Source organism: Streptomyces sp. NPDC004031 (assembly GCF_053604375.1).
Genome location: NZ_JBSGHL010000007.1, coordinates 59,504 through 86,099, shown reverse-complemented (window position 1 = coordinate 86,099; position 26,596 = coordinate 59,504). Strand labels below are relative to the sequence as shown.

General features: G+C 71.8%; 22 protein-coding genes and 1 riboswitch. Of the genes, 13 read left to right on the top strand and 9 right to left on the bottom strand.

Annotation, left to right across the window (positions count from 1 at the left end; genetic code table 11):
- The first annotated feature begins 344 nt into the window (after nt 1–344).
- Nucleotides 345–2,375 (top strand): N-acetylmuramoyl-L-alanine amidase, encoded by a 2,031-nt coding sequence (locus ACWERV_RS06310; protein ID WP_452929468.1) that lies wholly within the window; start codon nt 345–347, stop codon nt 2,373–2,375.
- A gap of 69 nt (nt 2,376–2,444) precedes the next feature.
- On the opposite strand, the gene ACWERV_RS06305 is transcribed toward ACWERV_RS06310, so the two are convergent.
- Nucleotides 2,445–3,362, bottom strand: coding sequence for a MurR/RpiR family transcriptional regulator (locus ACWERV_RS06305; protein ID WP_452929465.1), 918 nt, complete (start codon nt 3,360–3,362; stop codon nt 2,445–2,447).
- A gap of 150 nt (nt 3,363–3,512) precedes the next feature.
- On the opposite strand from ACWERV_RS06305, the gene ACWERV_RS06300 reads away from it, so the two are divergent.
- The 4 genes from ACWERV_RS06300 to ACWERV_RS06285 all read left to right on the top strand — a co-directional run bounded on the left by ACWERV_RS06300 (nt 3,513) and on the right by ACWERV_RS06285 (nt 6,773).
- A complete protein-coding gene (locus tag ACWERV_RS06300) occupies nt 3,513–4,412 on the top strand; it encodes a 1-aminocyclopropane-1-carboxylate deaminase/D-cysteine desulfhydrase (protein WP_452929462.1) in 900 nt (299 codons plus the stop codon).
- Between the two features lie 55 nt (nt 4,413–4,467).
- Nucleotides 4,468–5,019: an N-acetyltransferase family protein gene (locus ACWERV_RS06295; protein ID WP_452929459.1), complete on the top strand. Its 552-nt coding sequence runs from the start codon at nt 4,468–4,470 to the stop codon at nt 5,017–5,019.
- A gap of 200 nt (nt 5,020–5,219) precedes the next feature.
- Nucleotides 5,220–5,633, top strand: a complete 414-nt coding sequence (locus tag ACWERV_RS06290; RefSeq protein WP_031520302.1) for an ATP-binding protein — start codon at nt 5,220–5,222, stop codon at nt 5,631–5,633.
- Between the two features lie 123 nt (nt 5,634–5,756).
- The gene (locus ACWERV_RS06285; RefSeq protein WP_398183028.1) at nt 5,757–6,773 is read left to right on the top strand and encodes an RNA polymerase sigma factor SigF; all 1,017 of its coding nucleotides are present in this window, start codon (nt 5,757–5,759) and stop codon (nt 6,771–6,773) included.
- Between the two features lie 272 nt (nt 6,774–7,045).
- On the opposite strand, the gene ACWERV_RS06280 is transcribed toward ACWERV_RS06285, so the two are convergent.
- Nucleotides 7,046–7,519 (bottom strand): hypothetical protein, encoded by a 474-nt coding sequence (locus tag ACWERV_RS06280; protein ID WP_452929456.1) that lies wholly within the window; start codon nt 7,517–7,519, stop codon nt 7,046–7,048.
- 48 nt (nt 7,520–7,567) lie between these two features.
- Here ACWERV_RS06280 and ACWERV_RS06275 point away from each other — a divergent pair, with 48 nt between their 5' ends.
- Both ACWERV_RS06275 and ACWERV_RS06270 read left to right on the top strand, forming a co-directional pair.
- Nucleotides 7,568–8,536 (top strand): diacylglycerol/lipid kinase family protein, encoded by a 969-nt coding sequence (locus ACWERV_RS06275; protein ID WP_452929454.1) that lies wholly within the window; start codon nt 7,568–7,570, stop codon nt 8,534–8,536.
- 320 nt (nt 8,537–8,856) lie between these two features.
- Nucleotides 8,857–9,114: a WhiB family transcriptional regulator gene (locus tag ACWERV_RS06270; protein ID WP_031520293.1), complete on the top strand. Its 258-nt coding sequence runs from the start codon at nt 8,857–8,859 to the stop codon at nt 9,112–9,114.
- 131 nt (nt 9,115–9,245) lie between these two features.
- Here ACWERV_RS06270 and ACWERV_RS06265 read toward each other — a convergent pair whose 3' ends face one another.
- Together ACWERV_RS06265 and ACWERV_RS06260 are read right to left on the bottom strand one after the other, a co-directional pair.
- Nucleotides 9,246–10,697 (bottom strand): sensor histidine kinase, encoded by a 1,452-nt coding sequence (locus ACWERV_RS06265; RefSeq protein WP_452929648.1) that lies wholly within the window; start codon nt 10,695–10,697, stop codon nt 9,246–9,248.
- Between the two features lie 799 nt (nt 10,698–11,496).
- Entirely contained in the window at nt 11,497–12,582 is a 1,086-nt protein-coding gene (locus ACWERV_RS06260) for an SIS domain-containing protein (RefSeq protein ID WP_452929449.1), read from the bottom strand.
- A 184-nt stretch (nt 12,583–12,766) separates the two neighbouring features.
- On the opposite strand from ACWERV_RS06260, the gene nagB reads away from it, so the two are divergent.
- Nucleotides 12,767–13,552, top strand: coding sequence for a glucosamine-6-phosphate deaminase (gene nagB / locus ACWERV_RS06255; RefSeq protein ID WP_398183016.1), 786 nt, complete (start codon nt 12,767–12,769; stop codon nt 13,550–13,552).
- 340 nt (nt 13,553–13,892) lie between these two features.
- Here the strand turns inward: nagB and ACWERV_RS06250 are convergent, their stop codons facing one another.
- Genes ACWERV_RS06250 through ACWERV_RS06235 form a run of 4 tightly spaced genes read right to left on the bottom strand, consistent with a single transcriptional unit; the run spans nt 13,893 to nt 18,743 of the window.
- The gene (locus ACWERV_RS06250) at nt 13,893–15,515 is read right to left on the bottom strand and encodes a glycoside hydrolase family 3 protein (protein WP_452929445.1); all 1,623 of its coding nucleotides are present in this window, start codon (nt 15,513–15,515) and stop codon (nt 13,893–13,895) included.
- Complete coding sequence (locus ACWERV_RS06245; protein WP_452929442.1) at nt 15,512–16,396, bottom strand: carbohydrate ABC transporter permease; 885 nt, start codon at nt 16,394–16,396, stop codon at nt 15,512–15,514. The genes ACWERV_RS06250 and ACWERV_RS06245 overlap by 4 nt, the downstream gene beginning before the upstream one ends.
- Nucleotides 16,393–17,394, bottom strand: coding sequence for a carbohydrate ABC transporter permease (locus tag ACWERV_RS06240; RefSeq protein WP_452929439.1), 1,002 nt, complete (start codon nt 17,392–17,394; stop codon nt 16,393–16,395). The genes ACWERV_RS06245 and ACWERV_RS06240 overlap by 4 nt, the downstream gene beginning before the upstream one ends.
- 41 nt (nt 17,395–17,435) lie before the next feature.
- Nucleotides 17,436–18,743 carry an extracellular solute-binding protein gene (locus tag ACWERV_RS06235; protein WP_452929436.1) on the bottom strand — a complete coding sequence of 436 codons (1,308 nt, stop codon included), beginning with the start codon at nt 18,741–18,743 and terminating at the stop codon, nt 17,436–17,438.
- Nucleotides 18,744–19,062: 319 nt separating this feature from the next.
- Here ACWERV_RS06235 and ACWERV_RS06230 point away from each other — a divergent pair, with 319 nt between their 5' ends.
- The 5 genes from ACWERV_RS06230 to ACWERV_RS06210 all read left to right on the top strand — a co-directional run bounded on the left by ACWERV_RS06230 (nt 19,063) and on the right by ACWERV_RS06210 (nt 25,793).
- Nucleotides 19,063–19,833 carry a GntR family transcriptional regulator gene (locus ACWERV_RS06230; RefSeq protein ID WP_031520277.1) on the top strand — a complete coding sequence of 257 codons (771 nt, stop codon included), beginning with the start codon at nt 19,063–19,065 and terminating at the stop codon, nt 19,831–19,833.
- 144 nt (nt 19,834–19,977) lie between these two features.
- Nucleotides 19,978–20,235 carry a DUF3311 domain-containing protein gene (locus ACWERV_RS06225; protein WP_398182999.1) on the top strand — a complete coding sequence of 86 codons (258 nt, stop codon included), beginning with the start codon at nt 19,978–19,980 and terminating at the stop codon, nt 20,233–20,235.
- Entirely contained in the window at nt 20,232–21,884 is a 1,653-nt protein-coding gene (gene mctP, locus ACWERV_RS06220) for a monocarboxylate uptake permease MctP (RefSeq protein WP_452929433.1), read from the top strand. The genes ACWERV_RS06225 and mctP overlap by 4 nt, the downstream gene beginning before the upstream one ends.
- 229 nt (nt 21,885–22,113) lie before the next feature.
- Nucleotides 22,114–22,205: riboswitch (cobalamin riboswitch) on the top strand.
- A gap of 151 nt (nt 22,206–22,356) precedes the next feature.
- A complete protein-coding gene (locus tag ACWERV_RS06215) occupies nt 22,357–24,759 on the top strand; it encodes a ribonucleoside-diphosphate reductase subunit alpha (protein ID WP_452929430.1) in 2,403 nt (800 codons plus the stop codon).
- The gene (locus ACWERV_RS06210) at nt 24,759–25,793 is read left to right on the top strand and encodes a ribonucleotide-diphosphate reductase subunit beta (RefSeq protein WP_452929428.1); all 1,035 of its coding nucleotides are present in this window, start codon (nt 24,759–24,761) and stop codon (nt 25,791–25,793) included. Before ACWERV_RS06215 ends, ACWERV_RS06210 begins: the two co-directional genes overlap by 1 nt.
- An 18-nt stretch (nt 25,794–25,811) precedes the next feature.
- Here ACWERV_RS06210 and def read toward each other — a convergent pair whose 3' ends face one another.
- On the bottom strand, nt 25,812–26,447 hold the full coding sequence (gene def, locus ACWERV_RS06205) for a peptide deformylase (protein ID WP_452929426.1): 636 nt from the start codon (nt 26,445–26,447) through the stop codon (nt 25,812–25,814).
- Nucleotides 26,448–26,596: the final 149 nt, after the last annotated feature.

The following is a 26,596-nucleotide window of genomic DNA, read 5'->3' as shown; positions in this document are numbered from 1 at the left end:
GGGCACCCCGAGCACCCCCGCGCGCCGGCTCCCCGTACCGGCGGACGGGGGTGCCGTACGTGACCGGCCCGCCCCCCGTACGGGGCGGGCCGGCCACCACCGCCGGGCCGCCGGCGTCCCGCCTCCCCGCCCGACGCCGCGCCCCGGCCGCGGGGCCACCGGGAAAACCGCCCGACACCGCGCACGGTTCTCCGGCTCCCACCGCTCCCCACCAGGACCTGGCAAAAACTTTCAGGATTTACGCCCCGGGTGTTGCTCGTTTCCACTCCGGCTCGTCAGGCTGCGCACTGCACGTATCTCTCCGCCTCTCACCGCACGCCCACCCGTACCGCGAGGGAGCCTGAATGCCGCGCCGCCCGCACCGCACCGCCCGCCACACCCGCGCCCTGACGCTCGCCGCAGCCCTGGCGCTGCTCGGCGGGCTCACCAGCGCCGCCGCCGGGGGCGTGGCGACCGCCGGGGCCGCCGACCCGCAGACCGGGCGGCAGGCGGAGTTCACGGCGGCGGCACGGGAGTTCGGTGTCCCGCTGCCGGTCCTGGAGGCGGTGTCGTACTACGAGACGCGCTGGGAGGCGCACTCCGGCCAGCCCAACGCCGAGGCGGGCTACGGCCCCATGAACCTCACGAACCTGACCGCCGCCACGCTCGACGACGACGGCCTGAGCACCCAGTCCCCGCGCTACGCCGACCTGCTCACCGCCCCCGCCGAGCACACCGCGGGCGCCGCCGCCGCGCTGCTGGGCGCGGACACCGCGGCCGTCACCGGCGACGAGGCGCAGAACATCCGCGGCGGCGCCGCGCTGCTGGCCTCCTACGCCCGCGGTTACGGCCACGGGCGGCTGCCGCGCACCACCGACGGCTGGTACGCGGCCGCGGCCCGCTACAGCCAGTCCACCGAGGACACCGTCGCCCAGGCCTTCGCCGACGGGGTGTGGTCCACGCTGGCCGCGGGCGCCTCCCGCACCACCGCCGACGGCCAGCTGATCACCCTGGCCCCCGTCCGCCACCTGCACCCGAACCGCGCGGACGTCCGCAAGCTCGGCCTGAAGGAGGTGACGCCGCCGAGGAGCAGCACCCCCGCCGAGTGCCCGAAGTCGCTGCACTGCGACGTCATCCCCGGCGCGTACACCCTGCTCGACCCCTCGGACCTCGCCGACTACGGCAGCCACGACCTCGCCGACCGGCCGAACGGCGACCTCGACATCCGCTACATCACCCTGCACAGCACCGACGAGACCTACGACGGCACCCTCGACCTGTTCCGGGACCCGACCTACGCGGCCGGCGCGCACTACGTCGTACGCTCCGGCGACGGCCAGGTCACCCAGATGATCCCCACCAAGGACATCGCCTGGGACAGCGCCAACCGGTCCTTCTACCAGCACTCCGTCGGCATCGAGCAGGAGGCGTGGGCCACCCACGGCGCCACCTGGTTCAGCGAGGACCTCTACCGCTCGACCGCCTCACTGGTGCGCTACCTCGCCGCGAAGTACGACATCCCGCTGGACCGCGCGCACATCCTCGGCCACGACAACATCCCCGGCGGCACCGAGGCGGGCATCGCCACCCAGCACTGGGACCCGGGCCCCGGCTGGGACTGGGAGCACTTCTTCGACCTGCTGGGCGCGCCCATCCGGGCGACCGCCCCGGCCGGCAGCCCCACCGTCGCCATCAAGCCGGGCTACGCGCACAACCTCCAGTCCACGACCTACTGCGACGACGTGCAGGGCTACAAGCAGTTCCCCGGCCCCTACCGCAGCTTCGACTGCCCGGTCTCCGCGCCCGGCCAGGCCGCCTCGTTCGTGCCGCTGCACACCGCGCCCAGCACCGACGCGCCGCTGGTCGCCGACCCGTACCTGCACCCGGACGGCTCGGCCGGGACGACGGCCATGAACGACTGGGGCGACAAGGCGCCCGCCGGTGAGCAGTACGTCGTCGCGGACCGGGTGCCCGGCTGGACGGCGATCTGGTGGGGCGGCACGAAGGCGTGGCTCCAGGACTCCGCCGCGCACCCCACGACCGTGCCCGTCAAGGCCGCGCGCATCGTGCCCAAGCCCGGCCGGACCTCGGTGCCCGTCTACACCACGGCCTACCCCGAGGCGTCCGCCTACCCCGCCGACTTCGTCGCCTTCGAGGGCGGCACCGCGCCGCGCCCGCAGCTGGCCCGCGCCAAGTACACGATCCCGGCCGGGCAGTCCTACGTCGCCGCCGGTCCCGCCGTGCGCACCGACTCCTACTTCGCCATCTACTACGACGGCTCGGCGCCGTACGACCAGCACGACTTCCTCGGGCAGACCAAGGTGTACGAGATCGTCTACAACCACCGGGTCGCCTTCGTGAACGCCGCCGACGTGGACCTCGTCCCCGCCGGCTGACGACTCCCGGTTCCCCGCGCCGATGGGGGGCGCGGGGGACCGCGGGTGAGCCCGTGCCCGCCGCCCGGGTCAGGCCGGGCGGTCGGACTCCAGGGCCTCGTGCGTCAGGTGCAGGGCGCGCGAGGACTTGTCGTACGTACGCTGCGCCACACACACGAACAGGCAGTCGACGACGACCAGCTGGCTGATGCGCGAGGCCATCGCGCCCGGCCGGAAGGTCGTCTCCCGGCCCGCCGAGACCAGCACGTGGTCGGCGGTCCTGGCCGCCGTCGACAGCGGGTGGTTGGTGATCACCACGGTGGTCGCGCCCTCGGCCGCGGCCCGCCGCAGCGGCTCCAGGACGTCGCGGCTCTCCCCCGAGTGCGACACCGCGAGGAAGACGTCACCGGGGCCCAGCAGCACCGCGCTGGTCAGCGCCGACTGCGAATCGGTGTGCGCGTGGCAGGCCCGCCCGATACGGGCCAGCTTCTGCTGGAGGTCCTGGGCGACCAGCCCCGAGGCGCCGACCCCCGCGATGTGCAGCTGCCCGCCGCCGACCACGGCGCGCACGGCGCCGTCCAGCGCCTCCGGGTCGAGCTGGGTCGCCGTCTCGCGGACGGCCTGGGTCTCGGTGTGGACGAGCTTGCCGATGACGGTGGCCGCCGAGTCGTCCGGGCTGATGCCCGAGCTGAGCGTCGAGCGCGGCTCCTGCTTGGCCGCCGACACCGCGAGCGCGAGCCGCAGCTCCGGGTAGCCCGCGAAGCCCAGCGCGCGGGCGGTGCGGACGATCGACGACTCACTGGTGCCGGCCAGCGTGCTGAGTTCGGAGATGGTGCTGCGGGCCACCTGCGCCGGATCCTCCACGATCAGCGTGGCGATCCGGGCGGCGGCGGGGGTGAGCGAGGGCAGCAGCCCCCGCACCATCGCGGTGAGAGCGTCGGCCGAGTCACTGGGCGCAGTGGCGTCGAGGGACCGGTCGGTGGGTGGTTCCTGGACTATGTGGTACACCCGACCAAGGATGCACCCGGCAAAGCCCCTTCTGGGAACCGTGGGGGCGAAATCCCGCCCCGTGGACGGCGGCCGCCGTCCACCGCCGGACGGCCCGGCCCGCGCTACGCGTGTCACACGTCCGGGTGACACCCGGGGGACAATGTCCGGGTGAGCACCCCCGCCCCTCCCCCGCCCTCACCGCTGGCCCCGCGGCCGCCCTCACCGCTGACCGAGGCCGAGGACGAACGGCTGGCCCGGCACGGGGTACGGCTGCTGCTCAAACGCGACGACCTGGTGCACCCCGCGCTGCCCGGCAACAAGTTCCGCAAGCTGCGGCCCAACCTCGCCGCCGCCCTGGAGCAGGGCCACGACACGCTGCTCACCTTCGGCGGCGCCTACTCCAACCACCTGCGGGCCGTCGCCGCCGCCGGGCGCCTGCTGGGCCTGCGCACCGTCGGCGTGGTCCGCGGCGAGGAGCTGGCCGGCCGCCCCCTCAACCCGTCCCTCGCGCGGGCCGCCGCCGACGGCATGGAGCTGGACTTCACCGACCGCGCCGCCTACCGCCGCAAGGACACCCCCGAGCTGATCGCCACGCTGCTGGCCCGCCACGGCCGCGCCTACGTCCTCCCGGAGGGCGGCTCCAACGCGGCCGCCGTACGGGGCTGCGCCGAACTGGGCCGGGAGCTGCGCGGCGCCGCCGACGTGGTGGCCGTCGCGTGCGGCACGGGCGGCACACTCGCGGGCCTGGCCGCCGGGCTGGACGACACGCAGAATGCCCTCGGCTTCCCCGTGCTGCGCGGCGACTTCCTCGACGCCGAGGTGCTGCGCCTCCAGCAGGCCGCGTACGGCGCCCGCCGCGGCCGCTGGCGGCTGGAGCCGCGCTTCCACCACGGGGGCTTCGCCCGCAGCACCCCCGAACTGGCCGCCTTCGCCGCGGACTTCGCCGAACGGCACGGCCTGGCGCCGGAACCGGTGTACGTCGCGAAGATGCTGCACGGCGTCATGACGCTGGCGGACGAGGGCGCCTTCCCGCCGGGCACCCGCGTCGCCGCGGTGATCACCGGCTGATGTGCTCCCGTGCGCCCCTTACGCCTGTCACATGAAGCGACCGTAATCTTGGGGCATGATCCGCGCCGCGACGCCCGCCGATGTGCCCGTCCTGCACGCCCTGATCCGCGAACTCGCCGACTACGAGAAGGCGTTGAGCGAGGCCAGGGCCACCGAGGAGCAGCTGCGGGAAGCCCTCTTCGGCCCCGACCCGGTCGCCCACGCGCTCGTCGCCACGGACGGCCCGGACGCCGAGCCGGTCGGCTTCGCGCTGTGGTTCCGCAACTTCTCCACCTGGACCGGCACGCCCGGCCTCTACCTGGAGGATCTGTACGTACGGCCGCAGGCGCGCGGCGCCGGGCACGGCAAGGCGCTGCTGGCCGCGCTCGCCGCGATCTGCGTGGAACGCGGCTGGTCGCGCTTCGAGTGGGCGGTGCTCGACTGGAACGAGAAGGCGCTCGCCGTCTACCGCGCAGTCGGCGCCCGCCCGCAGGACGAGTGGACCGTGCAGCGGCTGACCGGCCCGGCCCTGGCGGCGCTCGCCGCGCAGGCGCCCGGCGCCCCGGGCGCCCCCGGCACCGGAGCGGGCACCGGCACCGACAACCCGGCGAACCCGTATGCGAATTGAGACCCCCACCCCTGACGGACCGTCCGTACCCTTGCGCTTACCATGGGTGACAGCGCGGTATCGCGCTCGCACCCCGCGCGGACCGCGGACCGGTTCACCCATGGCGGCGACCGTCCTCCGTCCGGGCGACAGCAGGGCGCGGATCGCGATAGCGTCGCTGCGAACCAGAGCAATCACTGTGTGCCACCGTGGAGGTGAGGGTGTCCCAGAGCGCAGGCGACCCCGGGTCGAAGGACTTCGTCGAGGTCCGGCTGCCCGCGGCAGGGGCGTATCTGTCGGTGTTGCGGACGGCCACGGCCGGACTGGCGGCACGGCTGGACTTCACCCTCGACGAGATCGAGGACCTGCGGATCGCCGTCGACGAGGCGTGCGCGATCCTGCTCCAGCAGGCGGTCCCCGGCAGCGTGCTGAGCTGCGTCTTCCGGCTCGTCGGGGATTCGCTGTGGGTGACCGTCGCGGCCCCCACGACCGACGGGCGGGCACCGGAGCGCGACACGTTCGCCTGGACGGTGCTCTCCGCGCTGGCCGGCGAGGTGGACTCCACCGTCGCGGAGGACAAGACGGTCAGCATCAGTCTGCACAAGAAGCGCGGCGCCGTTCCAGGGCTGTCGTGACACCGGCGGGCGCGGCGGCGGCCCCGCCGCCCGCACCGCCCAGGTCAGCGTGTCCCCGGTCCAGCTGCGGGCCGGTGACGGTACAACCGTGCAGGAATCGACGGGGAAGACGGGGATATCGCGATGAGTGCTGAGCTGTCCCGGGACGAGAACCCCGGCACCCCCGCGGAGCGCGACGTGCCCGCGGCGCGCGGCCGAGCCGCGCTGCCCGCCCAGGCCCCGGACCGCTCGGCCCCGGCCGGGCAGCAGCGGCGGCACACGGCGGGCGAGGGCGCCAGGCCCCACCCCGTCGATCCCGCAGACCGGAACGACGTGGATGAAGACGCGGCGGAGCAGGCGACGACGATGGACCAGGAGCACGCGCACGACCAGCAGGAGCACGACCCGCAGGACCGCTCCGGGGCGCGGGCCCTCTTCGTCGAGCTGAGCAAGCTCCCGGAGGGCTCCCCCGAACGGGCCGAGCTGCGCAACCAGCTCGTCCGGATGCACCTGCCGCTGGTCGAGCACCTCGCCCGCCGCTTCCGCAACCGCGGCGAGCCGCTCGATGACCTCACCCAGGTCGCCACGATCGGCCTGATCAAGTCGGTGGACCGGTTCGACGTCGACCGCGGCGTCGAGTTCTCGACGTACGCGACGCCCACGGTCGTCGGCGAGATCAAGCGGCACTTCCGCGACAAGGGCTGGGCCGTACGCGTCCCGCGCCGCCTCCAGGAACTGCGCCTCGCCCTCACCACCGCGACCGGCGAACTCTCCCAGCGGCACGGCCGCGCCCCCACCGTCCACGAACTCGCCGAGCACCTCAAGATCTCCGAGGAAGAGGTCCTGGAGGGCCTGGAGTCCGCGAACGCGTACAGCACGCTCTCCCTCGACGTCCCCGACACCGACGACGAGTCCCCCGCCGTCGCCGACACCCTCGGCTCGGAGGACGAGGCCCTGGAGGGCGTCGAGTACCGCGAGTCCCTCAAGCCGCTGCTGGAGCAGTTGCCGCCGCGGGAGAAGACGATTCTGCTGTTGCGGTTCTTCGGCAATATGACGCAGTCGCAGATCGCGCAGGAGGTGGGCATCTCCCAGATGCACGTCTCGCGCCTTCTCGCGCGGACGCTCGCGCAGCTGCGCGACAAGCTCCTCATCGACGAGTAGCCGCCCGCGTCGGGCGGCACCCGTTTCTCCGGGGCGCGCCCCGGGGCCCTGCGTCGGGCAGCACCCGTTTTTTTAGGGGCGCGGGGAACTGCGCGCTCAGCCCACCACCGGGGTGCGGGTCGGATACCGACCCAAGGGGTCTCTTCGGTCCGTACCGGACCACCGGCCGGTGGTGGGTTGCTCGCGCAGTTCCCCGCGCCCCTGAAAAACGGGGGCCCGGCGGCGCAGGCGCGCCCTCGAAAACGCTCGGCCCCCTGCGTAAGGGGGAGGTCCTAGTGGTTGAGGCGGCGGATGCCGAGCGCGTCCGTGGTGGCCGGGTGGGCGAGGAGGACGAGGCCCGCGAGGGCCAGAAGGCCGAGCACGGCGCCGCCCGCCACCACCCCTCCGGAGGAGGAGCGCAGCATCGTCCACGCCACGGGCAGCGCCAGCAGCTGCATGATGAGCGCGGGGCCGCGGCTCCAGCGGCGCGCCTGCCGCAGCCCGTACGCCGCGGACAGCGGGATCGCCGCGAAGACCAGGACGGTGAGCCCGGCGAGCACCGCGTGGTCGCTGCCGGTGAAGAACATGGTGACGCCCCACACGGCGATGACGAGCCCTTCGAGCCCGGCGATGGCGGCGGCGCCGTGCAGCCGGGCGCGCCCGCCGCGCGTGGGGGCGGCCGGTACGGGCTCGGCGGCCTCTTCCGCGGGCTCCGCCGCGACGGCGGTGTCGAGGTCGGGCGCGGGGTCCTGGGGGGTCTGGCTCACACCACTCAGCGTAGCCCGAGCCGAAAAAGCGTAGGTACGCTATCGACCATGCGTGCACTTCTCGTCGTCAACCCTGCCGCGACCACCACCAGCGCTCGGGTGCGCGACGTGATCAGCACCGCATTGGCCAGCGACCTGAAGCTGGAGGTCGCCACGACCGAGTACCGCGGGCACGCCCGCGATCTGGCGCGGCGCGCGGTGGAGGGCGGTCAGACCGAGCTGGTCGTCTCGCTCGGCGGCGACGGCACGGTCAACGAGGTGGTGAACGGGCTGCTGCACCACGGCCCCGACCCGGAGGCGCTGCCGCAGCTCGCGGTGGTGCCCGGTGGCTCCACCAATGTCTTCGCCCGCGCGCTGGGGCTGCCCAACGACGCTGTGGAGGCGACCGGGGCGCTGCTGGACGCGCTGCGTGCCGGGTCGTCGCGCACGGTGGGGCTGGGGCTGGTGAGCGGCACGCCGGGGACCGAGGACGAAGGGGTGCCGGACCGCTGGTTCACCTTCTGCGCGGGGCTGGGGTTCGACGCCGGCGTGGTGGGGCGGGTGGAGCAGCAGCGGGAGCTGGGCAAGCGTTCGACGCATGCGCTGTATCTGCGGCAGGTGGCCCGGCAGTTCGTCGCCGATCCGAACCGCAGGAGCGGGACGATCACGCTGGCGCGGCCGGACGAGGAGCCGCTGGCCGGGCTGTCGACGGCGATAGTGTGCAATGCCGCACCGTGGACGTATCTGGGCAACCGTCCTATTTACGCATCTCCCGACGCATCCTTCGACACCGCGCTTGACCTGCTGGGCATTCGCAAGATGTCCGCATTGTCGGGAACGCGTTACGCTGCACAGTTGCTCCGGTCCACCCCGGAGCGCGGCCCGCGCGGCAAGCACACGGTCGCACTGCACGATCTGACCGACTTCACCTTGCAATCGCAGGCTCCACTGCCCTTCCAGGTGGACGGTGACCACCTGGGGCTGCGTACGAGTGCGACCTTCACAGGCGTACGCCGTGCACTGCGTGTGATTGTGTAAGTCGAAGAGCCTAAAGTCCTTTTACTCGAACGTTTAGGCTGCCCCGCACCCCATGGAAGTACGGCTGTGATCGACGCGACACCGAGGAATCAAAAAAAACTTCCTTGAAGGGGTTGTATCTCCAGCCGAGGTTTGCGAGTCTCTACATGGCGATCGGGACGGCCGACCAACCGGCCCCCTTGAGAGCCCGAATCTGAGACCTCACACCCGCGGGACTGCACCAGTGAAGACTGGGTGGCGTCCCGTTCCCTGTGAAGGGATTCGTGAAAGCGTTCACATTCACAAGCAACGAGCTTGTCACACGAGGAGTTGGAGCAGCCATGGACTGGCGTCACCGCGCCGTTTGCCGCGAGGAAGACCCTGAGCTCTTCTTCCCCATCGGCAACACCGGTCCTGCGCTGCTGCAGATCGAGGAAGCCAAGGCCGTCTGCCGCCGCTGCCCCGTCATGGAGCAGTGCCTGCAGTGGGCGCTCGAAAGTGGTCAGGACGCCGGTGTCTGGGGTGGCCTCAGCGAGGACGAGCGTCGCGCGATGAAGCGCCGCGCCGCCCGCAACCGGGCCCGCAACGCCAGCGCCTGACGCGCAACACCTTCCGACCGAGCCGCAGCGCGCAGCACCTGTCCCACGCGCAGCACACAGCATCCGGAAGCCCCCGTACCAATGGCGGTACGGGGGCTTTCGCGTGTCCGCGAACGGTCAGCCGCGAACGGTCAGCCGGCGAGCGGGAGTTCGAGGATGACCCGGGTGCCGCGGTCCGGTGCGGGCACCATGTCGAAGGTGCCGCCCAGCTCGCCGACCACGAGGGTGCGGACGATCTGCAGGCCCAGGTTGCCGGTCTGCTGGGCGTCGAAACCGGGCGGCAGGCCGCGGCCGTCGTCCTGCACCGTGATGGTGATCAGCTCCCGGCCGCGGGTCGCGGTGATGTCGACCGAGCCCGACTCCCCCGGCCCGAAGCCGTGTTCGAGGGCGTTCTGCAACAGCTCGGTCAGCACCATCGACAGCGGGGTGGCCGTCCGCGCGGTCAGCACGCCGAAACGGCCGGAGCGGCGGGCGGTGACCCGGCCCGGGGAGATCTCGGCGACCATCGCCAGCACCCGGTCGGCGATCTCGTCGAACTCCACGCGCTCGTCCAGCGTCTGGGACAGCGTCTCGTGCACGATGGCGATCGAGCCGACCCGGCGCACCGCCTCCTCCAGTGCGGAACGGGCGCTCGCCGAGTCCATCCGGCGGGCCTGCAGCCGCAGCAGCGCCGCGACCGTCTGGAGGTTGTTCTTCACCCGGTGGTGGATCTCCCGGATGGTCGCGTCCTTGGTCATCAACTCGCGCTCGCGCCGCCGCAGTTCGGTAACGTCGCGGAGCAGCACCAGCGAACCGGTGCGAACGCCCTTGGGTTTGAGCGGGATCGCGCGCAGCTGAATGACCCCGTCACCGCCCTCGACCTCGAACTCCCGCGGCGCCCAGCCGCTCGCCATCGTCACGAGCGCCTCGTCCACCGGCCCGCTCGACTCCGGGGCCAGTTCGGCGGTGGTCTTGCCCAGATGGTGGCCGACCAGGTCGGCGGCCAGCCCGAGCCGGTGGTAGGCGGACAGCGCGTTGGGGCTCGCGTACTGCACGGTGCCGTCGGCGTCCAGCCGGATGAGCCCGTCACCGGCCCGCGGCGAGGCGTCCATGTCGACCTGCTCGGCGGGGAAGGGGAAGGAACCGGCCGCGATCATCTGTGCGAGGTCGCTGGCGCTCTGGAGGTAGGTGAGCTCCAGCCGGCTGGGGGTGCGGACGGTCAGCAGGTTGGTGTTGCGGGCGATCACGCCCAGCACCCGGCCGTCGCGCCGTACGGGGATGGACTCGACCCGTACGGGGACCTCCTCGCGCCACTCCGGGTCACCCTCGCGGACGATCCGCCCCTCGTCGAGCGCGGCGTCCAGCAGCGGCCGCCGCCCGCGCGGCACCAGGTGGCCGACCATGTCGTCCTGGTACGACGTCGGGCCGGTGTTGGGGCGCATCTGCGCGACCGAGACGTACCGCGTGCCGTCCCGGGTGGGCACCCACAGCACGAGGTCCGCGAAGGACAGGTCGGACAGCAACTGCCATTCGGACACCAGCAGGTGCAGCCATTCCAGGTCGGAGGCGTCCAGCGCGGTGTGCTCGCGTACGAGGTCGTTCATGGAGGGCACGTCTGCGAGCGTACCCGCAGGCCCCAGGGGGGTGCGCCCGGCGGGTTTTGCGGGCACACTTTGTTCAGGCGCGGCACGAAATCGGGGCCGACCCATTTACAGGGCCCATTGGTCTAGTCCACAATGGGCGCCGGAACACGACGTCCGCCCTCCCCGCACAGGAGCGCGGAACGAGGCGGGGCGTTCTCTGCCCTGACTACGCCGCCGCCTCGCTGTCGGCGCCTAACGGGTCCGCGGGGACCGCACACCCCGTCGGCCACGGCCGCCGGCGCAAGCTCCGGGCTGCGGTGCGATGAGGCTGAGGGTCCTCTCTGCACCGCGGCCCGAAGTTGTCTCCGGGCCTCGGCGCAGACCCGCCCCCTCCTCTGCCCCGCCGGGCCACCCGCCCTTCCGCCCCTGCGGGGCACCCGTTTTCAGGCTGCACCTACGCTGCGGAGCTCCCCTCTTTCGGGCTGCGCCCGCGCGAGGGGGGTGAGCGTTTTTTCAGGCTGCGCCTGCGCTGGGAGCACCCGTTTTCGGGCTGCGCCCGCGCGGGGCACCCGTTTTCGGGGCTGCGCCCGCGCCGCAGGGCACCCGTTTTCGGGGCTGCGGCTGCGCCGCAGGTCACTCGTTTTTAGGGGCGCGGGGAACTGCGCGAGCAACCCACCACCGGCCGGTGGTCCGGATCGGACCGAAGCGACCCCTTGGGTCGGTATCCGACCCGCGCCCCGGTGGGGGCGGGCCGCGCAGTTCCCCGCGCCCCTAAAAACGGGTGCCCGGCGGGGCTGGGGTGCCGGCCGCCGGGGGAGGGTCAGCGGGTCTCCGTGATTTTGGCGATCGCTCGCGGGGAGTCGGGGTTCTGGCCGCGCGCCATCGCGACCTCGTAGGCCAGCCGCTGGAGGGGCAGGATCTCCAGGACGGGCTGCAGCGCCTCCTGAAGGTGCTGGGTGGGGAGGACGAAGCCCCCCGACGCCGCGCGGACCGCGGCTTCGGGGCCGACCACCACCAGGTCGGCCCCTCTGCTGCGGAGCCGGTCCAGGACCGGCTGGAGCGCCTGACCGCCACGCCCCTCCGTCACGATCGCGATGACCGGCGAGATGTTGTCGACCATGGCCAGCGGCCCGTGCAGCAGGTCCGCCCCGGAGTAGGACAGGGCGGGCACGTAGCTGGTCTCCATGAGCTTGAGGGCGGCCTCCTTGGCCGTGGGGTAGCCGTAGCCGCGGGACGTGATGACCATGCGCTCGGCGAAGCGGTAGCGGCCCGCGAGGTCGCGGACCTCGTCGCCGCGGTCGAGGACGCGCTCGGCGAGCTCGGGGAGGCCCTGGGCGGCGGGGAGGCCGTCCTGGCCGCCCAGGGCGGTCACGAAGAAGTACAGGGCCAGCAGCTCCGCCGTGTACGTCTTGGTCGCCGGGAGGGCCCGCTCCGGGCCCGCGAGGAGGTCGATGTGGAATTCGGCGACGTCGGCGAGCGGCGAGTCGGGGTTGTTGGTCAGCGCCAGCGTGATCGCCCCGGCCTCCCGGGCGGCCTGCGTCGTGGCGGTGAGGTCGGGTGACCCGCCGGACTGGCTGACGGCCACCACGAGGACGTCGGCGAGCTGCGGCCGGGCCCCGTACGCGGTGATCGTGGACATGGAGGCGAGGCCGCACGGCAGGCCCAGCTCGACCTCGATGAGGTACTTCGCGTAGAGGGCCGCGTGGTCGGAGGTGCCGCGCGCGCTGAGCAGCACGAAGCGGGGGCGGCGGGCCGCGACGGCGCGGGCGGTCGCGGTGATGTCGGGGACCGCCCGGTCGAGGATGCGCCGCAGGACCGCGGGCTGCTCGGCCATCTCCGCCGCCATGATCGCGCCGGGCCGTTCCGCGCCGCGGGCCGGGCCCGGGGGCGCCGTGCCGTCCGTCATGTCCACCCGCCTCCGTCCCGCCGGGGAGCACTCCAACAGTCGACCACAGGAGGCGGCGGCCCGCGCGCGGAGCGGGCCGCCGCGCGGGGTGCGAACAGGGGTACGGGTGGCCCTCGGCCTGCGGGGGAACACCTGCTAGATTGGTCTATACCACACTCACCGCTCCAGAAACGGCAGGCCCAGCGTGGAAGTTGTCATCGTCCCGGACGCGGCGGCAGGCGGCGAAGTGATCGCGGAGACCATGGCCGCGCTCATCCGCCGCAAGCCCGACGCGCTGCTCGGGGTCGCCACCGGCTCCACCCCGCTGCCCGTCTACCAGGCGCTCGCCGCCAAGGTCCGCGGCGGCGCGGTGGACGTCTCCCGCACCCGGGTCTGCCAGCTGGACGAGTACGTGGGCCTGCCGGCCGGCCACCCCGAGTCGTACCGCTCCGTGGTGCTGCGCGAGGTCGTGGAGCCGCTCGGGCTGTCCCCGGAGTCCTTCATGGGCCCGGACGGCAGCGCGGAGGACGTGCAGGGCGCGTGCGAGGCGTACGACGCGGCTCTCGCCGCCGCGGGCGGCGTAGACCTCCAGCTGCTGGGGATCGGCACGGACGGGCACATCGGCTTCAACGAGCCGTGCTCGTCGCTGGCCTCGCGCACCCGGATCAAGACGCTCACCGAGCAGACCCGGGTCGACAACGCCCGCTTCTTCGACGGCGAGATCGAGCAGGTGCCGCACCACGTCATCACGCAGGGCATCGGGACGATCCTGGAGGCCCGCCACCTCGTGCTTCTCGCCACGGGCGAGGGCAAGGCGGAAGCGGTGGCGCAGAGCGTGGAGGGCCCGGTCGCCTCGGTGGTGCCCGCGTCCGCGCTCCAGCTCCACCCGCACGCGACGGTGGTCGTCGACGAGGCGGCCGCGTCCAAGCTGAAGCTTGCGCCGTACTTCCGCGCGACCTTCGCGGCGAAGCCGCACTGGCAGGGGCTGTAGCCCCTGCCGCGTGGGGGCTCTCTGCGGCGCAGGGGGCTCGTTTTTAGGGGCGCGGGGGGGCACCTCCCAGGCGAAGCCTGGGGGAGAACTGCGCGGCCCGCCCCCACCGGCCGGTGGTCCGGAGCGGACCGTACTGCCCCTTCGGGCCGGTGACTACCCGCGCCCGGTGGGGGTTGAGCGCGCAGTTCCCCGCGCCCCTAGTAGTTGCCCGGCGCGGCAGGCGCAGACTGAAACGCTCACCCCGCGCCGCATGCGCAAGGCGAAATGCCGGACGCCGGGCTCGGCTCAAGGATTACGGCCGGGCCCGGCGTCCGGGTCGAGAGCGCCCCCCGCGAAGGGGTCAGCGCGCGCTGACGATCGCCTCCGCGGCAGCCTCACCGCAGACGCGGGCCGCGCCGTGCGTGGCGAGGTGGAGCGCTCCCGTGGGCGGGGCCTGCGGGACGCCCATCTCGACGACCACCGTGTCGGGGCGGGCGGCGACCACACCGGCCAGCGCCTCGGACATCCACGCGTGCCGGTGGACGTCGCGGACGACGGCGACGATCCGCCGCTCCCCCGCCGCCGCCAGGACCTGCGCGGCGACCTCGGGGGCCGCGGGGGCCTCGGGAACCTCCTCCGAAGCGTCGGCCGGCTCCTCCGCCGACTCCGCCTCCTCCGCGGCGCGGTACGTGCCGGTCTCCGTGCCCGGCAGCAGCCGTTCGAGTTCGGCGGCGACGCCCCACGGGGTGTCCTCGCCGACCGCGATGTTGGCCACCGGGGTGAAGGCCGCGACGTAGGGCGCGGACTCCAGGGGGGCGAAGCCCGGTGCGCGGGTGATGCGCAGGGCGCGGCGGGCGGCCTCCAGGCCGACCTCGGAGGCCTCGGCCTCGCCGGGGGCGGCCGCGGTGCTGCCGGGTGCGGTCCCCTCCGCTGCGCCCGGCCGCTGCGCCGCCGCCCACGCGGCGAGGTCGCGGACCCGCTCGGCCGCGTCGGCGAGCCGTTCGCGGGACAGCTCGCCGGCTTCGACGGCGGCCACGATCGCGTCCCGCAGGGCGAGTACGGTCTCCTCGTCGGCGAGGCCGCCGCCGACACAGATCGCGTCGGCGCCGGCGACCAGCGCGAGGACGGTGCCGCGCTCGATGCCGTACGTCGCCGAGATGGCCTGCATCTCCATGCCGTCGGTGACGATGAGGCCCTCGTGGCCGAGGCCGCCGCGCTCGCGGGGTGCGCGCAGCAGGCCGGTGAGCGCGGCGGGGCTGAGGGTCGCGGGCAGTTCGGGGTCGAGGGCGGGCACGAGGATGTGCGCGCTCATCACGACCTTGCTGCCCGCGGCGAGGGCGGCGCGGAAGGGCACCAGCTCGCGGGAGTGCAGGGTCTCCAGGTCGACGTCGATACGCGGCATGTCGTGGTGCGAGTCGACGGCGGTGTCGCCGTGGCCGGGGAAGTGCTTGACGCACGCGGCCACGCCCGCGGACTGCAGGCCTTCGACGTAGGCGGCGGTGTTGCGGGCGACCAGGTCGGGGTCGGCGCCGAAGGAGCGTACGCCGATGACCGGGTTGTCCGGGTCGGAGTTGACGTCGGCGGAGGGCGCCCAGTTGAGGTTCACCCCGCAGTCGGCGAGCCGGCGGCCCAGCTCGGCGGCGACCGCGCGGGTGAGCTTGACGTCGTCGACGGCGCCGAGCGCGAGGTTGCCCGGGAAGGACGATCCGCCGCGCGCCTCCAGCCGGGTGACGTCGCCGCCCTCCTCGTCGGCGGCAACGAGCACGTCCGGCCGCACCGCGCGCAGCTGGGCGGTGAGCGCGGCCAGCTGCGCGGGCGACTCGATGTTGCGGGCGAACAGCGCGACCGCGCCCAGGCCCTCGGCGAGCTGCCGCAGCAGCCACTCGGGGGCCTCGGTGCCCTCGAAGCCCGGCTGCAGGACGGTGAGCGCGTCGCGTACGAGCGACGGCGCGGGCGTGTCGGTGCCGGTGACGGCGGCGGTCATCCCTTCACCGCCCCGGCGGTGAGGCCGGCGGCCATCTTGCGCTGCACGAGCAGGAAGAGGATCACCACGGGGATGCCCATCATGGTGGAACCGGCCATCATCGGCGCGTACTCGGTGCCGTGCTGGGTGGTGAAGGTGCCGAGCCAGACGGTGGCCGTCTCGTGCTCCTGGCTCATCACCAGCAGGGCGTAGAGGAACTCGTTCCAGGCCTGGATGAAGCCGTAGATCGAGGTCGCGACCAGGCCGGGGGCCAGCAGCGGGAAGACGACGCGGACGAAGGCGCCGGTGCGGCTGCACCCGTCGACCATCGCGGCCTCTTCGAGCTCCTTGGGGATGTTGACGATGAAGCCGCGCAGCGTCCAGACCGTGAAGGGCAGGATGAAGGTCAGGTACGTCAGCACCAGGCCGCTGAGCTTGTCGATCTGGTGGATCTGGTTGAGCAGCAGGAAGACCGGGATGATCATCGCGACCAGCGGGACCATCTGCACGGTCAGGATGCCGACGATGACGGCCTTGCGGCCGCGGAAGGCGAAGCGGGAGATCGCGAGGGCCGCGAGCAGGCCGATGACCGCGCCGACCACGACGGTGGAGGCGCTGACGATCAGGCTGCGCTCGACCGGGCCCCAGAAGTCGGAGATGTTCAGGGCGCGCCGGAAGTTCTCCAGCGACACCGGGAACGGGAAGAAGTGCGGCTTGGGGTCGATCGCGTCCTTGGCCGGCTTGAAGGCCGTGTTGATCATCCAGTAGACCGGGAAGACGGTCACCACGAAGACCAGCAGGCCGAGGACGTTCCAGCCGATCTTGGCCTTGCGCCTGCGGCGCTCGGCCGCGGTGGCGGTGATCACCGGGGCGGCGCTCGGCCGCGAGGTCAGGGCGCTCATTCCACCTCTCCGATCTTCAGCATCTGCCGCATGTACACCGCGACCACGCCGAGCAGCAGCAGGACGGTCAGCAGCGCGATGGCGGAGCCGGCGGCGTAGTCGTTGACGCCGAAGGCCTTTTCGTACGAGTAGGTGGTCAGCAGCTGGAACTCCGGCTCGGGGTGGCCGCCGCGCATGAGCCAGACCTGGGCGAAGACGCCCATGTCCCAGATGACCGAGAGCGTGGTCATCATGACGACCAGCGGCTTGATGATCGGGAAGGTCACGTAGCGGAAGACCCCGAAGGCCGCGGCGCCGTCGAGCCGGGCCGCCTCCTCCAGCTCCTTGGGCACCTGGGTGAGGCCGGCGCCCAGGGTGATCACGACGAACGGGATCGCGCCCCACACCACCTGGAGCATGATCACCGACAGGCCCTCGGGACCGGAGGCGAACCAGTTGTGCCCGGTGTAGTCCACACCCGGCAGCTTGGTCAGCACCCAGTTCACGACGCCGTAGTCGCTGTCGAACATCCACTTGAAGACGGTGACGGCCACGACCACCGGCATGGCCCAGCTCGCGACGAGCGCGATGTTCACCAGGGTCCGCACCCAGCCGGACACGCGCTGCAGCAGCAGCGCGATCAGCATGCCGAACACCATGGTGAGGATGACCGCGGCGCCGGCGAAGACGATGGTGCGGACGACGACGTCCCAGAACTCGCTGTCCTTGAGGATCGTCGTGTAGTTGTCGAAGCCCACCCAGGTGGCGGGCTTGAAGCCCCACAGCTGGGGCTTCTTGTAGTCCTGGAAGGACAGGACGCCCAGCTTGATCAGCGGGTAGCCCAGCACCAGCACCAGCACGAGGAGGCAGGGTGCCAGCAGCAGCCAGGGGGTCAGCGCCCGGCTGATGTGGACCCGGCGACCGCGTGCGGCGCGGCGTCTCCCGGGGCCGTGCCCGGGAGGTGATGAGTGCCGCCGTGGCGGCGGCACCTTGGTGGTGGTGGTCTCGGCGGCACTCATCACGTGCTCCTCAGCGGTCCTGGTCTACGTTGCGAGGATGGTCAGTTCTTGACGTTGAGGACCTTGTCCATGGCCGCGTCAGCCGTCTTGGCCGCGTCCTGGACGGAGGCCTTGCCGGTGGCGATGTTCTGCAGCATGGTCTGGAGGGTCTGCGCCTTCTCCACGGTGCCCCAGCCGGGCGCGGTCGGAACGAACCAGCTCGAACCCGCGGCGGTCGCGGTGACCGCGGAGGCCGGGTCGCTCTTCAGCGTCTCCAGCTGCGTGTTGTTGTTCGGCAGGTTGCCCTTGCTCATGAGGACCTTCTGGCCCGCGGTGTTCGTGAAGTCGTTGATCCACTCGGCCGCCAGGTCGGCGTTCTTCGACTTCGTGGGGATCGCCAGGTCCGAGCCGCCGAGGAAGACCGGCAGGTTCTTGCCGGACGGGCCCGGCATGACGAAGTTCTCCAGGTTGTCCTTGAGCTTGCCGCCGGTCTTGTCGAACTTCGGGTCGGCCGCGGACGGGCCCTCCCAGCCGGGGGCGAAGATGAGGTCGGACTTGCCCTGGCCGTAGACGATGTAGCGGTCCGACTCGTCCTTGGTGAGGTCGCCGTGCATGTACTTGCCCATGGCGTCCTTCCAGGCGGTGAGGCCCTGGATGGCCTGCGGGCTCTCCAGCGAGCCCTTCCACTGGCCGCCCTCGTTGGTGGCGATGGCGCCGCCGGCGTCGTAGACGAAGGACATGGCCGCGTACCAGTCACGGGAGGGCTGGTACCAGGCGTTGAACTTCGCGCCCTGCTTGGACTGGATCTTGTCCAGGTCCTGCGTCAGCTCGGTCCAGTTCTTCGGGGTGGCCTTGATGCCGGACGCGGAGGCGATGTCCTTGCGCCACGTGGCGATGCGGGCAGCGGCGTAGTAGGGCACGCCGTACGTCTTGCCGTCGTAGCTGACGGACTGCTTGAGGGCGTCCAGCCACTGGGCGGAGTTGTCGAACTTCGACGGGTCGACCTCGGCGAACGCGCCTTCGGCCATGTAGGGCACCATCTCGGAGTTGCCCATCTCCACGACGTCGGGCGCCTTGTCGGTGGCGAGCACGGCGTCCAGCTTGGCATTCTTGTCCGGCCAGGCGTAGTACTCGTGCTTGACCTTCAGACCCGGGTGCTTCGCGGTGAGGGCGTCGTCAGCCGTCTTGATCAGTTCCGGCCAGTTGTGCTGCGCGTCCACCGTCAGCCAGACGGTGATCGACGACGCGCTGGACCCCTTGTCGCCCCCCGACGACGAGGCCTTGTTGTCGTCCTTCTTGTCCGATCCACATGCCGCGATACCGACGATCATGGTCGCGACGCCGATCGCCGCGATGAGCTTGCGCTTCACGCCACCCTCCTCAGGATGCCCGAAACTCCCCCCACCGCCGGAAATGCCGGACTCCGCGTACGCCGCGGAGTCCGATACTTGCTCGTGGGTCTGGGATTTGGTCGTTAATGGTTTAGACCAGTACCGGGAGCTTGGCCTAGACCTTTAGGGGTGTCAAGGGTGTATAAGAACACCCGTCGGGTCTGTTATCGGACCGACACCTGAGGGGGACCAGGACCCCGCCGCCTCTCTCCCGCGGAGCCGCGCGTGCCACCATGTGAGCCGCGATCAACGGAGGAGCCGGACCACGGCAGCACGAGCGCAGTCGGGAGTAGACGTCATGGAGAGCGACGCGGTCACCAGTGCGGAGACGACGACGGGCGGCACCGCCGGCCGTACCGCACGGGTGCCCAAGTACTACCGGCTCAAGCGCCATCTGCTGGACATCACCCAGACCATGCCGCCCGGCACCCCGGTCCCGCCCGAACGCACCCTCGCCACCGAGTTCGACACCTCCCGTACCACCGTCCGGCAGGCCCTCCAGGAACTCGTCGTCGAGGGCCGGCTGGAGCGTATCCAGGGCAAGGGCACCTTCGTGGCCAAGCCCAAGGTCTCGCAGGCGCTGCAACTGACCTCCTACACCGAGGACATGCGCGCCCAGGGCCTCGAACCCACCTCCCAGCTGCTGGACATCGGCTACATCACCGCCGACGACCGGCTCGCCGGACTGCTGGACATGAAGGCCGGCGGCCGCGTGCTGCGCATCGAGCGGCTGCGGCTCGCCAACTCCGAGCCGATGGCCATCGAGACCACCCACCTGTCCGCCAAGCGCTTCCCGGCGCTGCGCCGCAGCCTCGCCAAGTACACCTCGCTCTACACCGCGCTGGCCGAGGTCTACGACGTCCGGCTCGCCGAGGCCGAGGAGACCATCGAGACGTCGCTTGCGACCCCGCGCGAGGCCGGACTGCTGGGCACCGACGTGGGCCTGCCGATGCTGATGCTCTCCCGGCACTCGATCGACACCACGGGTGAACCGGTCGAGTGGGTGCGCTCGGTCTACCGCGGCGACCGGTACAAGTTCGTGGCCCGTCTCAGCCGCCCGACCGACTGACACGGGTGCCCCTACCGGTGCTTTCCGGTCACCCGCGCGGCTGACCTGGGAAGGAATCCGTGCACGGGTAGTGACTGCCGACGCTAGCCTCCCCTAGATTTCCTGGCCATTACACGCTGCTCTAGGGGACGGGAGCACCAGCACATGTCACAAGCACCACCGGACCCACGGCCACCGGTCGTCACCCCCACCCGGGTCGTCGCCGCGCTGTGCCTGCTCGCACCGTTCGTCGCCCTGCTGTGGGTGGACTCGTACGCCCGCACGACGCCGGCCTTCATCGGCATCCCGTTCTTCTACTGGTACCAGATGGCCTGGGTACCGGTGGCGGCCGCGCTCACCTTCACCGCCTACGTGCTCGTACGGCGCGAGGAGCGCGCCCGCAAGGGAGGTGAGGACGCGTGAAGGACGGCGTCAACGGCGTCGCGCTCGGCGTCTTCATCTTCTTCTTCCTGGCCGTCACCGTGCTCGGCTTCTTCGCCGCGCGCTGGCGGCGCGCCGCGAATCCGCTGCACCTGGACGAATGGGGCCTGGGCGGACGCAGTTTCGGAACCTGGGTGACCTGGTTCCTGCTCGGCGGCGACCTGTACACCGCGTACACCTTCGTCGCCGTGCCCGCCGCGATCTTCGCGGGCGGCGCCGCGGGCTTCTTCGCGGTGCCCTACACGATCATCACCTACCCGCTGGTCTTCCTCTTCCTGCCGCGGCTGTGGTCGGTCTCGCGCCGGCACGGCTACGTCACCTCCTCGGACTTCATCCGCGGACGGTTCGGCTCCAAGAGCCTGTCGGTGGCCGTCGCGATCACCGGCATCATCGCCACGATGCCCTACATCGCCCTCCAACTGGTCGGCATCCAGGCCGTCCTGGACGTCATGGGCGTGGGCGGCAGCGACGGCACCAACTGGTTCCTCAAGGACCTGCCGCTGCTCATCGCCTTCGGCGTGCTGGCCGCCTACACGTACTCCTCCGGGCTGCGCGCGCCCGCGCTCATCGCGTTCGTCAAGGACGCGCTGATCTACATCGTGATAGCGGTCGCCATCATCTACATCCCGTACAAACTGGGCGGCTTCGACGACATCTTCCGCAAGGCCGGCGACGCCTACGCCGTCACGAACAAGCAGGGCGTCCCCCGCGGCTCCCTGGTGACCGGCCCGAAGGCCCAGTGGGCGTACGCCACGCTCGCGATGGGCTCGGCGATGGCCCTCTTCCTCTACCCGCACTCGATCACCGCCGTGCTGTCCGGCAAGAGCCGCGACACCATCCGCCGCAACACCACTATCCTGCCGCTGTACTCCCTCATGCTCGGCCTGCTGGCGCTGCTCGGCTTCATGGCCATCGCGGACGGCGTCGGCGCGGGCAACCCGAAGTACAACAACCAGCTGGCCATCCCGCAGCTGTTCGAGAACATCTTCCCGTCGTGGTTCGCGGGCGTCGCCTTCGCCGCGATCGGCATCGGCGCGCTCGTCCCCGCGGCCATCATGTCCATCGCCGCGGCGAACCTGTTCACCCGCAACATCTACAAGGACCTCATCAAGCCGGACGCCACCCCCGCGCAGGAGACCGCGGTCTCCAAGGCCGTCTCGCTCGTGGTCAAGGTCGGCGCGCTGGTGTTCGTCCTCACCATGGACAAAACGGTCGCCATCAACTTCCAGCTGCTGGGCGGCATCTGGATCCTGCAGACCGTCCCGGCCATCGTGGGCGGCCTGTTCACCCGCTGGTTCCACCGCTGGGCCCTGCTCGCCGGCTGGGCGGCGGGCATGTTCTACGGCACATGGAAGGCCTACGAGCAGTCCAGCCCGTCGCAGTCGCACTTCGGCGGGAACGCGGACATGATCCCGTGGATCGGTGAGAAGGGTTACATCGGCCTGACCGCGTTCGTGCTCAACGCGGGCGTCGCGATCGTCCTGACGGTCGTCCTGCGGGCCCTCAAGGCACCTGCGGGCGCCGACGAGACCTCCCCGGCGGACTACACCGCCGAGTCCGCCCCGGAGATCCCCAGCCCCACCACGCCGCCCGACCCGGCCGTCTCCCCGGGCCTCCCCGAACCGGCGTAGGGCCCGCGCCCCGCAGGGGCGCGGGGAACTGCGCGAGCAACCCACCACCGGCCGGTGGTCCGGCACGAAACCGAACCGCCCCTCAGGGCCGGTGACGACGTGCACGCGGTGGGTGGCTGAGCGCGCAGTTCCCCGCGCCCCTTAAAAACGCGCTCCCTCACGACACAACATCTGGGGCTGCGCAGCAGCCAGCGGCACAAGATGTATGCTCAACTCCGCTGCCCGCAGGGGAAGCCGGTGCGAATCCGGCGCTGCCCCGCAACGGTGAGCTGCCGCGCGCCAAAGCGCACGGCGGCGGAGCCCGATCGCCTGCCGGCAGACGGCGTCCCGGTCGGCCGACCGCGGCGCCGCTGTGTCCGGGCCTCGTGGAGTGGGCTCAGCGGACGCGGCTCGGCATGCCCGCAGGGCGGTCGCGGCCCCCTCCGTCCCTCCCCGCGTGGCCGCCGCCGCTCACGAGGGAGACCGCATCACCGTGACCATCGCGCCAGAAGCCCCCGCAGCCCCCGCCGGTACCCCCGGTACCACCTCCGGCGCGCCCGACAGCGGCGACCTGCTGCGTACCCTCGTGGAGCTGTGTACCGACCTTCCCGACACCGACCCCGGCAGGGTCGCCGGTGCGGCGCTGCGGGGGCGCAGCGCGGCCGCGGACACGGCGGAGCTGCGGGTGCTGGCCACCGAGGCGGCGGCCGGGCTGATCTCGGAGGACCCGGCGTACTCGCGGCTCGCGGCGCGGCTGCTGACCGTGACGATCGCCGAGGAGGCCGCGTCACAGGGCTCGGTGTCCTTCACGGCCTCGATCGCGGTGGGGCACCGCGAGGGCCTGGTCGCCGACCGCACCGCCGACTTCGTCACCCGGCACGCGGCCCGGCTGGACGCCCTGGTCGAGCGGGCGCTCACCGAGGGCGCCGACGACCGCTTCGGCTACTTCGGCCTGCGCACCCTCTACACCCGCTACCTGCTGCGCCACCCGCTGACCCGCAAGGTCATCGAGACCCCGCAGCACTTCATGCTGCGGGTGGCCGCGGGGCTGGCCGAGGACGAGAGCGCCCCGGCGCTGGACGAGGTGGCCGCGCTCTACCGGCTGATGAGCGCGCTGGACTACCTGCCCAGCTCCCCCACCCTCTTCAACTCCGGTACGCGGCACCCGCAGATGTCGTCGTGCTACCTGCTGGACTCGCCGCTGGACGAGCTGGACTCGATCTACGACCGCTACCACCAGGTGGCCCGGCTCTCCAAGCACGCGGGCGGCATCGGTCTGCCCTTCTCCCGGATCCGCGCCCGCGGTTCGCTCATCCGCGGCACCAACGGGCACTCCAACGGCATCGTGCCGTTCCTGAAGACGCTGGACGCCTCGGTCGCGGCGGTGAACCAGGGCGGCCGCCGCAAGGGCGCCGCCGCCGTCTACCTGGAGACCTGGCACGCGGACATCGAGGAGTTCCTGGAGCTGCGCGACAACACCGGTGAGGACGCCCGGCGTACGCACAACCTGAACCTGGCGCACTGGGTGCCGGACGAGTTCATGCGCCGGGTCGAGGCGGACGCCTCCTGGTCGCTGTTCTCGCCCGCCGACGTGCCGCAGCTCGTCGACCTGTGGGGCGACGACTTCGACGCCGCCTACCGCGCAGCCGAGGCCGCCGGGCTCGCCCAGCGCACCATCCCGGCCCGGGAGCTGTACGGCCGCATGATGCGCACCCTCGCGCAGACCGGCAACGGCTGGATGACGTTCAAGGACGCCGCCAACCGCACCGCCAACCAGACCGCGCTGCCCGGCCGTACCGTGCACTCGTCCAACCTGTGCACGGAGATCCTGGAGGTCACCGACGACTCCGAGACGGCGGTGTGCAACCTCGGCTCGGTCAACCTCAGCTCGTTCGTCACCGCCGACGGGGACATCGACTGGACGCGGCTGGACGAGACCGTGCACACCGCGGTGACGTTCCTGGACCGGGTCGTCGACATCAACTACTACCCGACCGAGCAGGCGGGCCGCTCCAACTCCCGCTGGCGGCCAGTGGGCCTGGGCGTGATGGGGCTCCAGGACGTCTTCTTCAAGCTGCGGCTGCCCTTCGCCTCCCCCGAGGCCCGCGCGCTGTCCACGAAGATCGCCGAGCGCGTCATGCTGGCCGCCTACGAGGCGTCCTGCGACCTCGCCGAGCGGCACGGCCCGCTGCCCGCCTGGGCCGAGACCCGGGCCGCCGCGGGCGTGCTGCACCCGGACCACTACGGCACCGCCACCGCGTGGCCCGAGCGCTGGGCGGCGCTGCGCGAGCGCGTCGCGGCGCACGGCATGCGCAACGCGCTGCTGCTGGCCATCGCCCCGACCGCGACCATCGCCTCGATCGCCGGCTCCTACGAGTGCATCGAGCCGCAGGTCTCCAACCTCTTCAAGCGCGAGACGCTGTCCGGCGAGTTCCTCCAGGTCAACTCCTACCTGGTGGCCGACCTCAAGCGGCTCGGCGTGTGGGACGAGCAGACCCGCGAGGCGCTGCGCGACTCCTCCGGCAGCGTCCAGGGCTTCAGCTGGATCCCGGCCGAGGTGCGCGAGCTGTACCGCACCGCGTGGGAGCTGCCGCAGCGCGCCCTCATCGACATGGCCGCGGCCCGCACCCCGTACCTGGACCAGAGCCAGTCGCTGAACCTGTTCATGGAGACGCCCACCATCGGCAAGCTCTCCTCGATGTACGCCTACGCCTGGAAGCAGGGCCTGAAGACCACGTACTACCTGCGCTCGCGCCCGGCGACCCGGATCGCCCGCGCCGCGCAGGGCTCCGCCCCCGCCTCCGTCCCCGTACCCGCTCCCGCATCCGCCGCCGCGGCCGCCGACGCCGTCGCGTGCTCCCTGGAAAACCCCGAGTCCTGCGAGGCCTGCCAGTAATGACCAGCACCACCCCCACGAAGAACCTGCTCGACCCGGGCTTCGAACTCACCCTGCGGCCCATGCGCTACCCGGACTTCTACGAGCGCTACCGCGACGCGATCAAGAACACCTGGACGGTGGAGGAGGTCGATCTGCACTCCGACGTCGCCGACCTCGCCAAGCTCACCCCGGGCGAGCAGCACCTCATCGGCCGGCTGGTGGCGTTCTTCGCCACGGGCGACTCGATCGTCTCCAACAACCTGGTGCTGACCCTCTACAAGCACATCAACTCCCCCGAGGCGCGGCTCTACCTGTCCCGCCAGCTCTTCGAGGAGGCCGTGCACGTCCAGTTCTACCTGACGCTGCTGGACACCTACCTGCCCGATCCGGCCGACCGGGCCGCGGCCTTCGACGCGGTCGAGGAGATCCCGTCGATCCGCGAGAAGGCGCAGTTCTGCTTCCGCTGGATGGCCAACTTCGACGGTCAGGGCGCCGAGAAGATCGACAGCCTGGAGACCCACGAGGACCGCCGCAACTTCCTGCTCAACCTGATCTGCTTCGCGGCCTGCATCGAGGGCCTGTTCTTCTACGGCGCCTTCGCGTACGTCTACTGGTTCCGCTCGCGCGGGCTGCTGCACGGCCTGGCGACCGGCACCAACTGGGTCTTCCGCGACGAGACGATGCACATGAGCTTCGCCTTCGACGTCGTCGACACGGTGCGCAAGGAGGATCCGTCGCTCTTCGACGAGCGGATGCAGCAGGAGGTCACGGACATGCTGAGGGAGGCCGTCGAGGCCGAGCTGCAGTTCGCCCGTGACCTGTGCGGCGACGGACTGCCGGGCATGAACACCGACTCCATGCGCGAGTACCTGGAGTGCGTCGCCGACCAGCGGCTCGCCCGCCTCGGCTTCCCGCCGCTGTACGGCTCCCGCAACCCCTTCTCCTTCATGGAGCTGCAGGGCGTGCAGGAGCTGACGAACTTCTTCGAGCGCCGGCCCTCCGCCTACCAGGTGGCGGTGGAGGGCTCGGTCGCGCTCGACGAGGAGTTCTAGGACGTCCCGGGGGCGGCCTCAGTCGTTCGGCACCGTCGCGAACTTCGGGGTCGCCTCCGCCATCTGGCGCATGACGTCCTTGCGGTCGCGCTTGGAGAGCCGGTCGATGTAGAGCCGCCCGTAGAGGTGGTCGGTCTCGTGCTGGAGGCACCGCGCGAAGAAGCCGGTGCCCCGCACGACGATCGGATTGCCCTCCAGGTCCTGCCCGCGGACCACCGCGTAGTCCGGGCGCGGCGTCTCCATGTACGCGCCCGGCACCGACAGGCAGCCCTCGTTGGAGTCGTCCAGGTGCCGCTTGTCCGCGGGCAGGTCCTCCAGCACGGGGTTGCACACGGCGCCCACGTGCCGGACGTCGTTGTCGTCCGGGCAGTCGTAGACGAAGACCTTCAGGTCCACACCGATCTGGTTCGCGGCCAGGCCCACGCCCTCGGCCGCGCGCTGGCTGGCGAACATGTCGTCGACGAGGGCGGTCAGCTCCGCGCCGAAGTCGGTGACGTCACGGCACTCCCGGTGCAGCACGGGGTTGCCGACCACCGTGATCGGCCGCGCGGTGCCGCGCACCCGGTGGGCTTCCTCACGGGCGGCGCCGTCGGTCACGTCGTCGACGAACGTCTCCCCCTCCTCCGGAGGGGCGGTGTCAGCGGTCTGCGCCATCGTTCTGCTATCGCCTTCCAGGCCGGTTCACTAACCCGTCCAGAGTACGGGAGTGGACCGCGGGCCAGGCCGGGTACGCCCCCGGCCGCCCCGCCCCGTACGGCGCCGCCCGCGCCACCGGCGGAGAGCGGCACCCGGCGGGGTACACC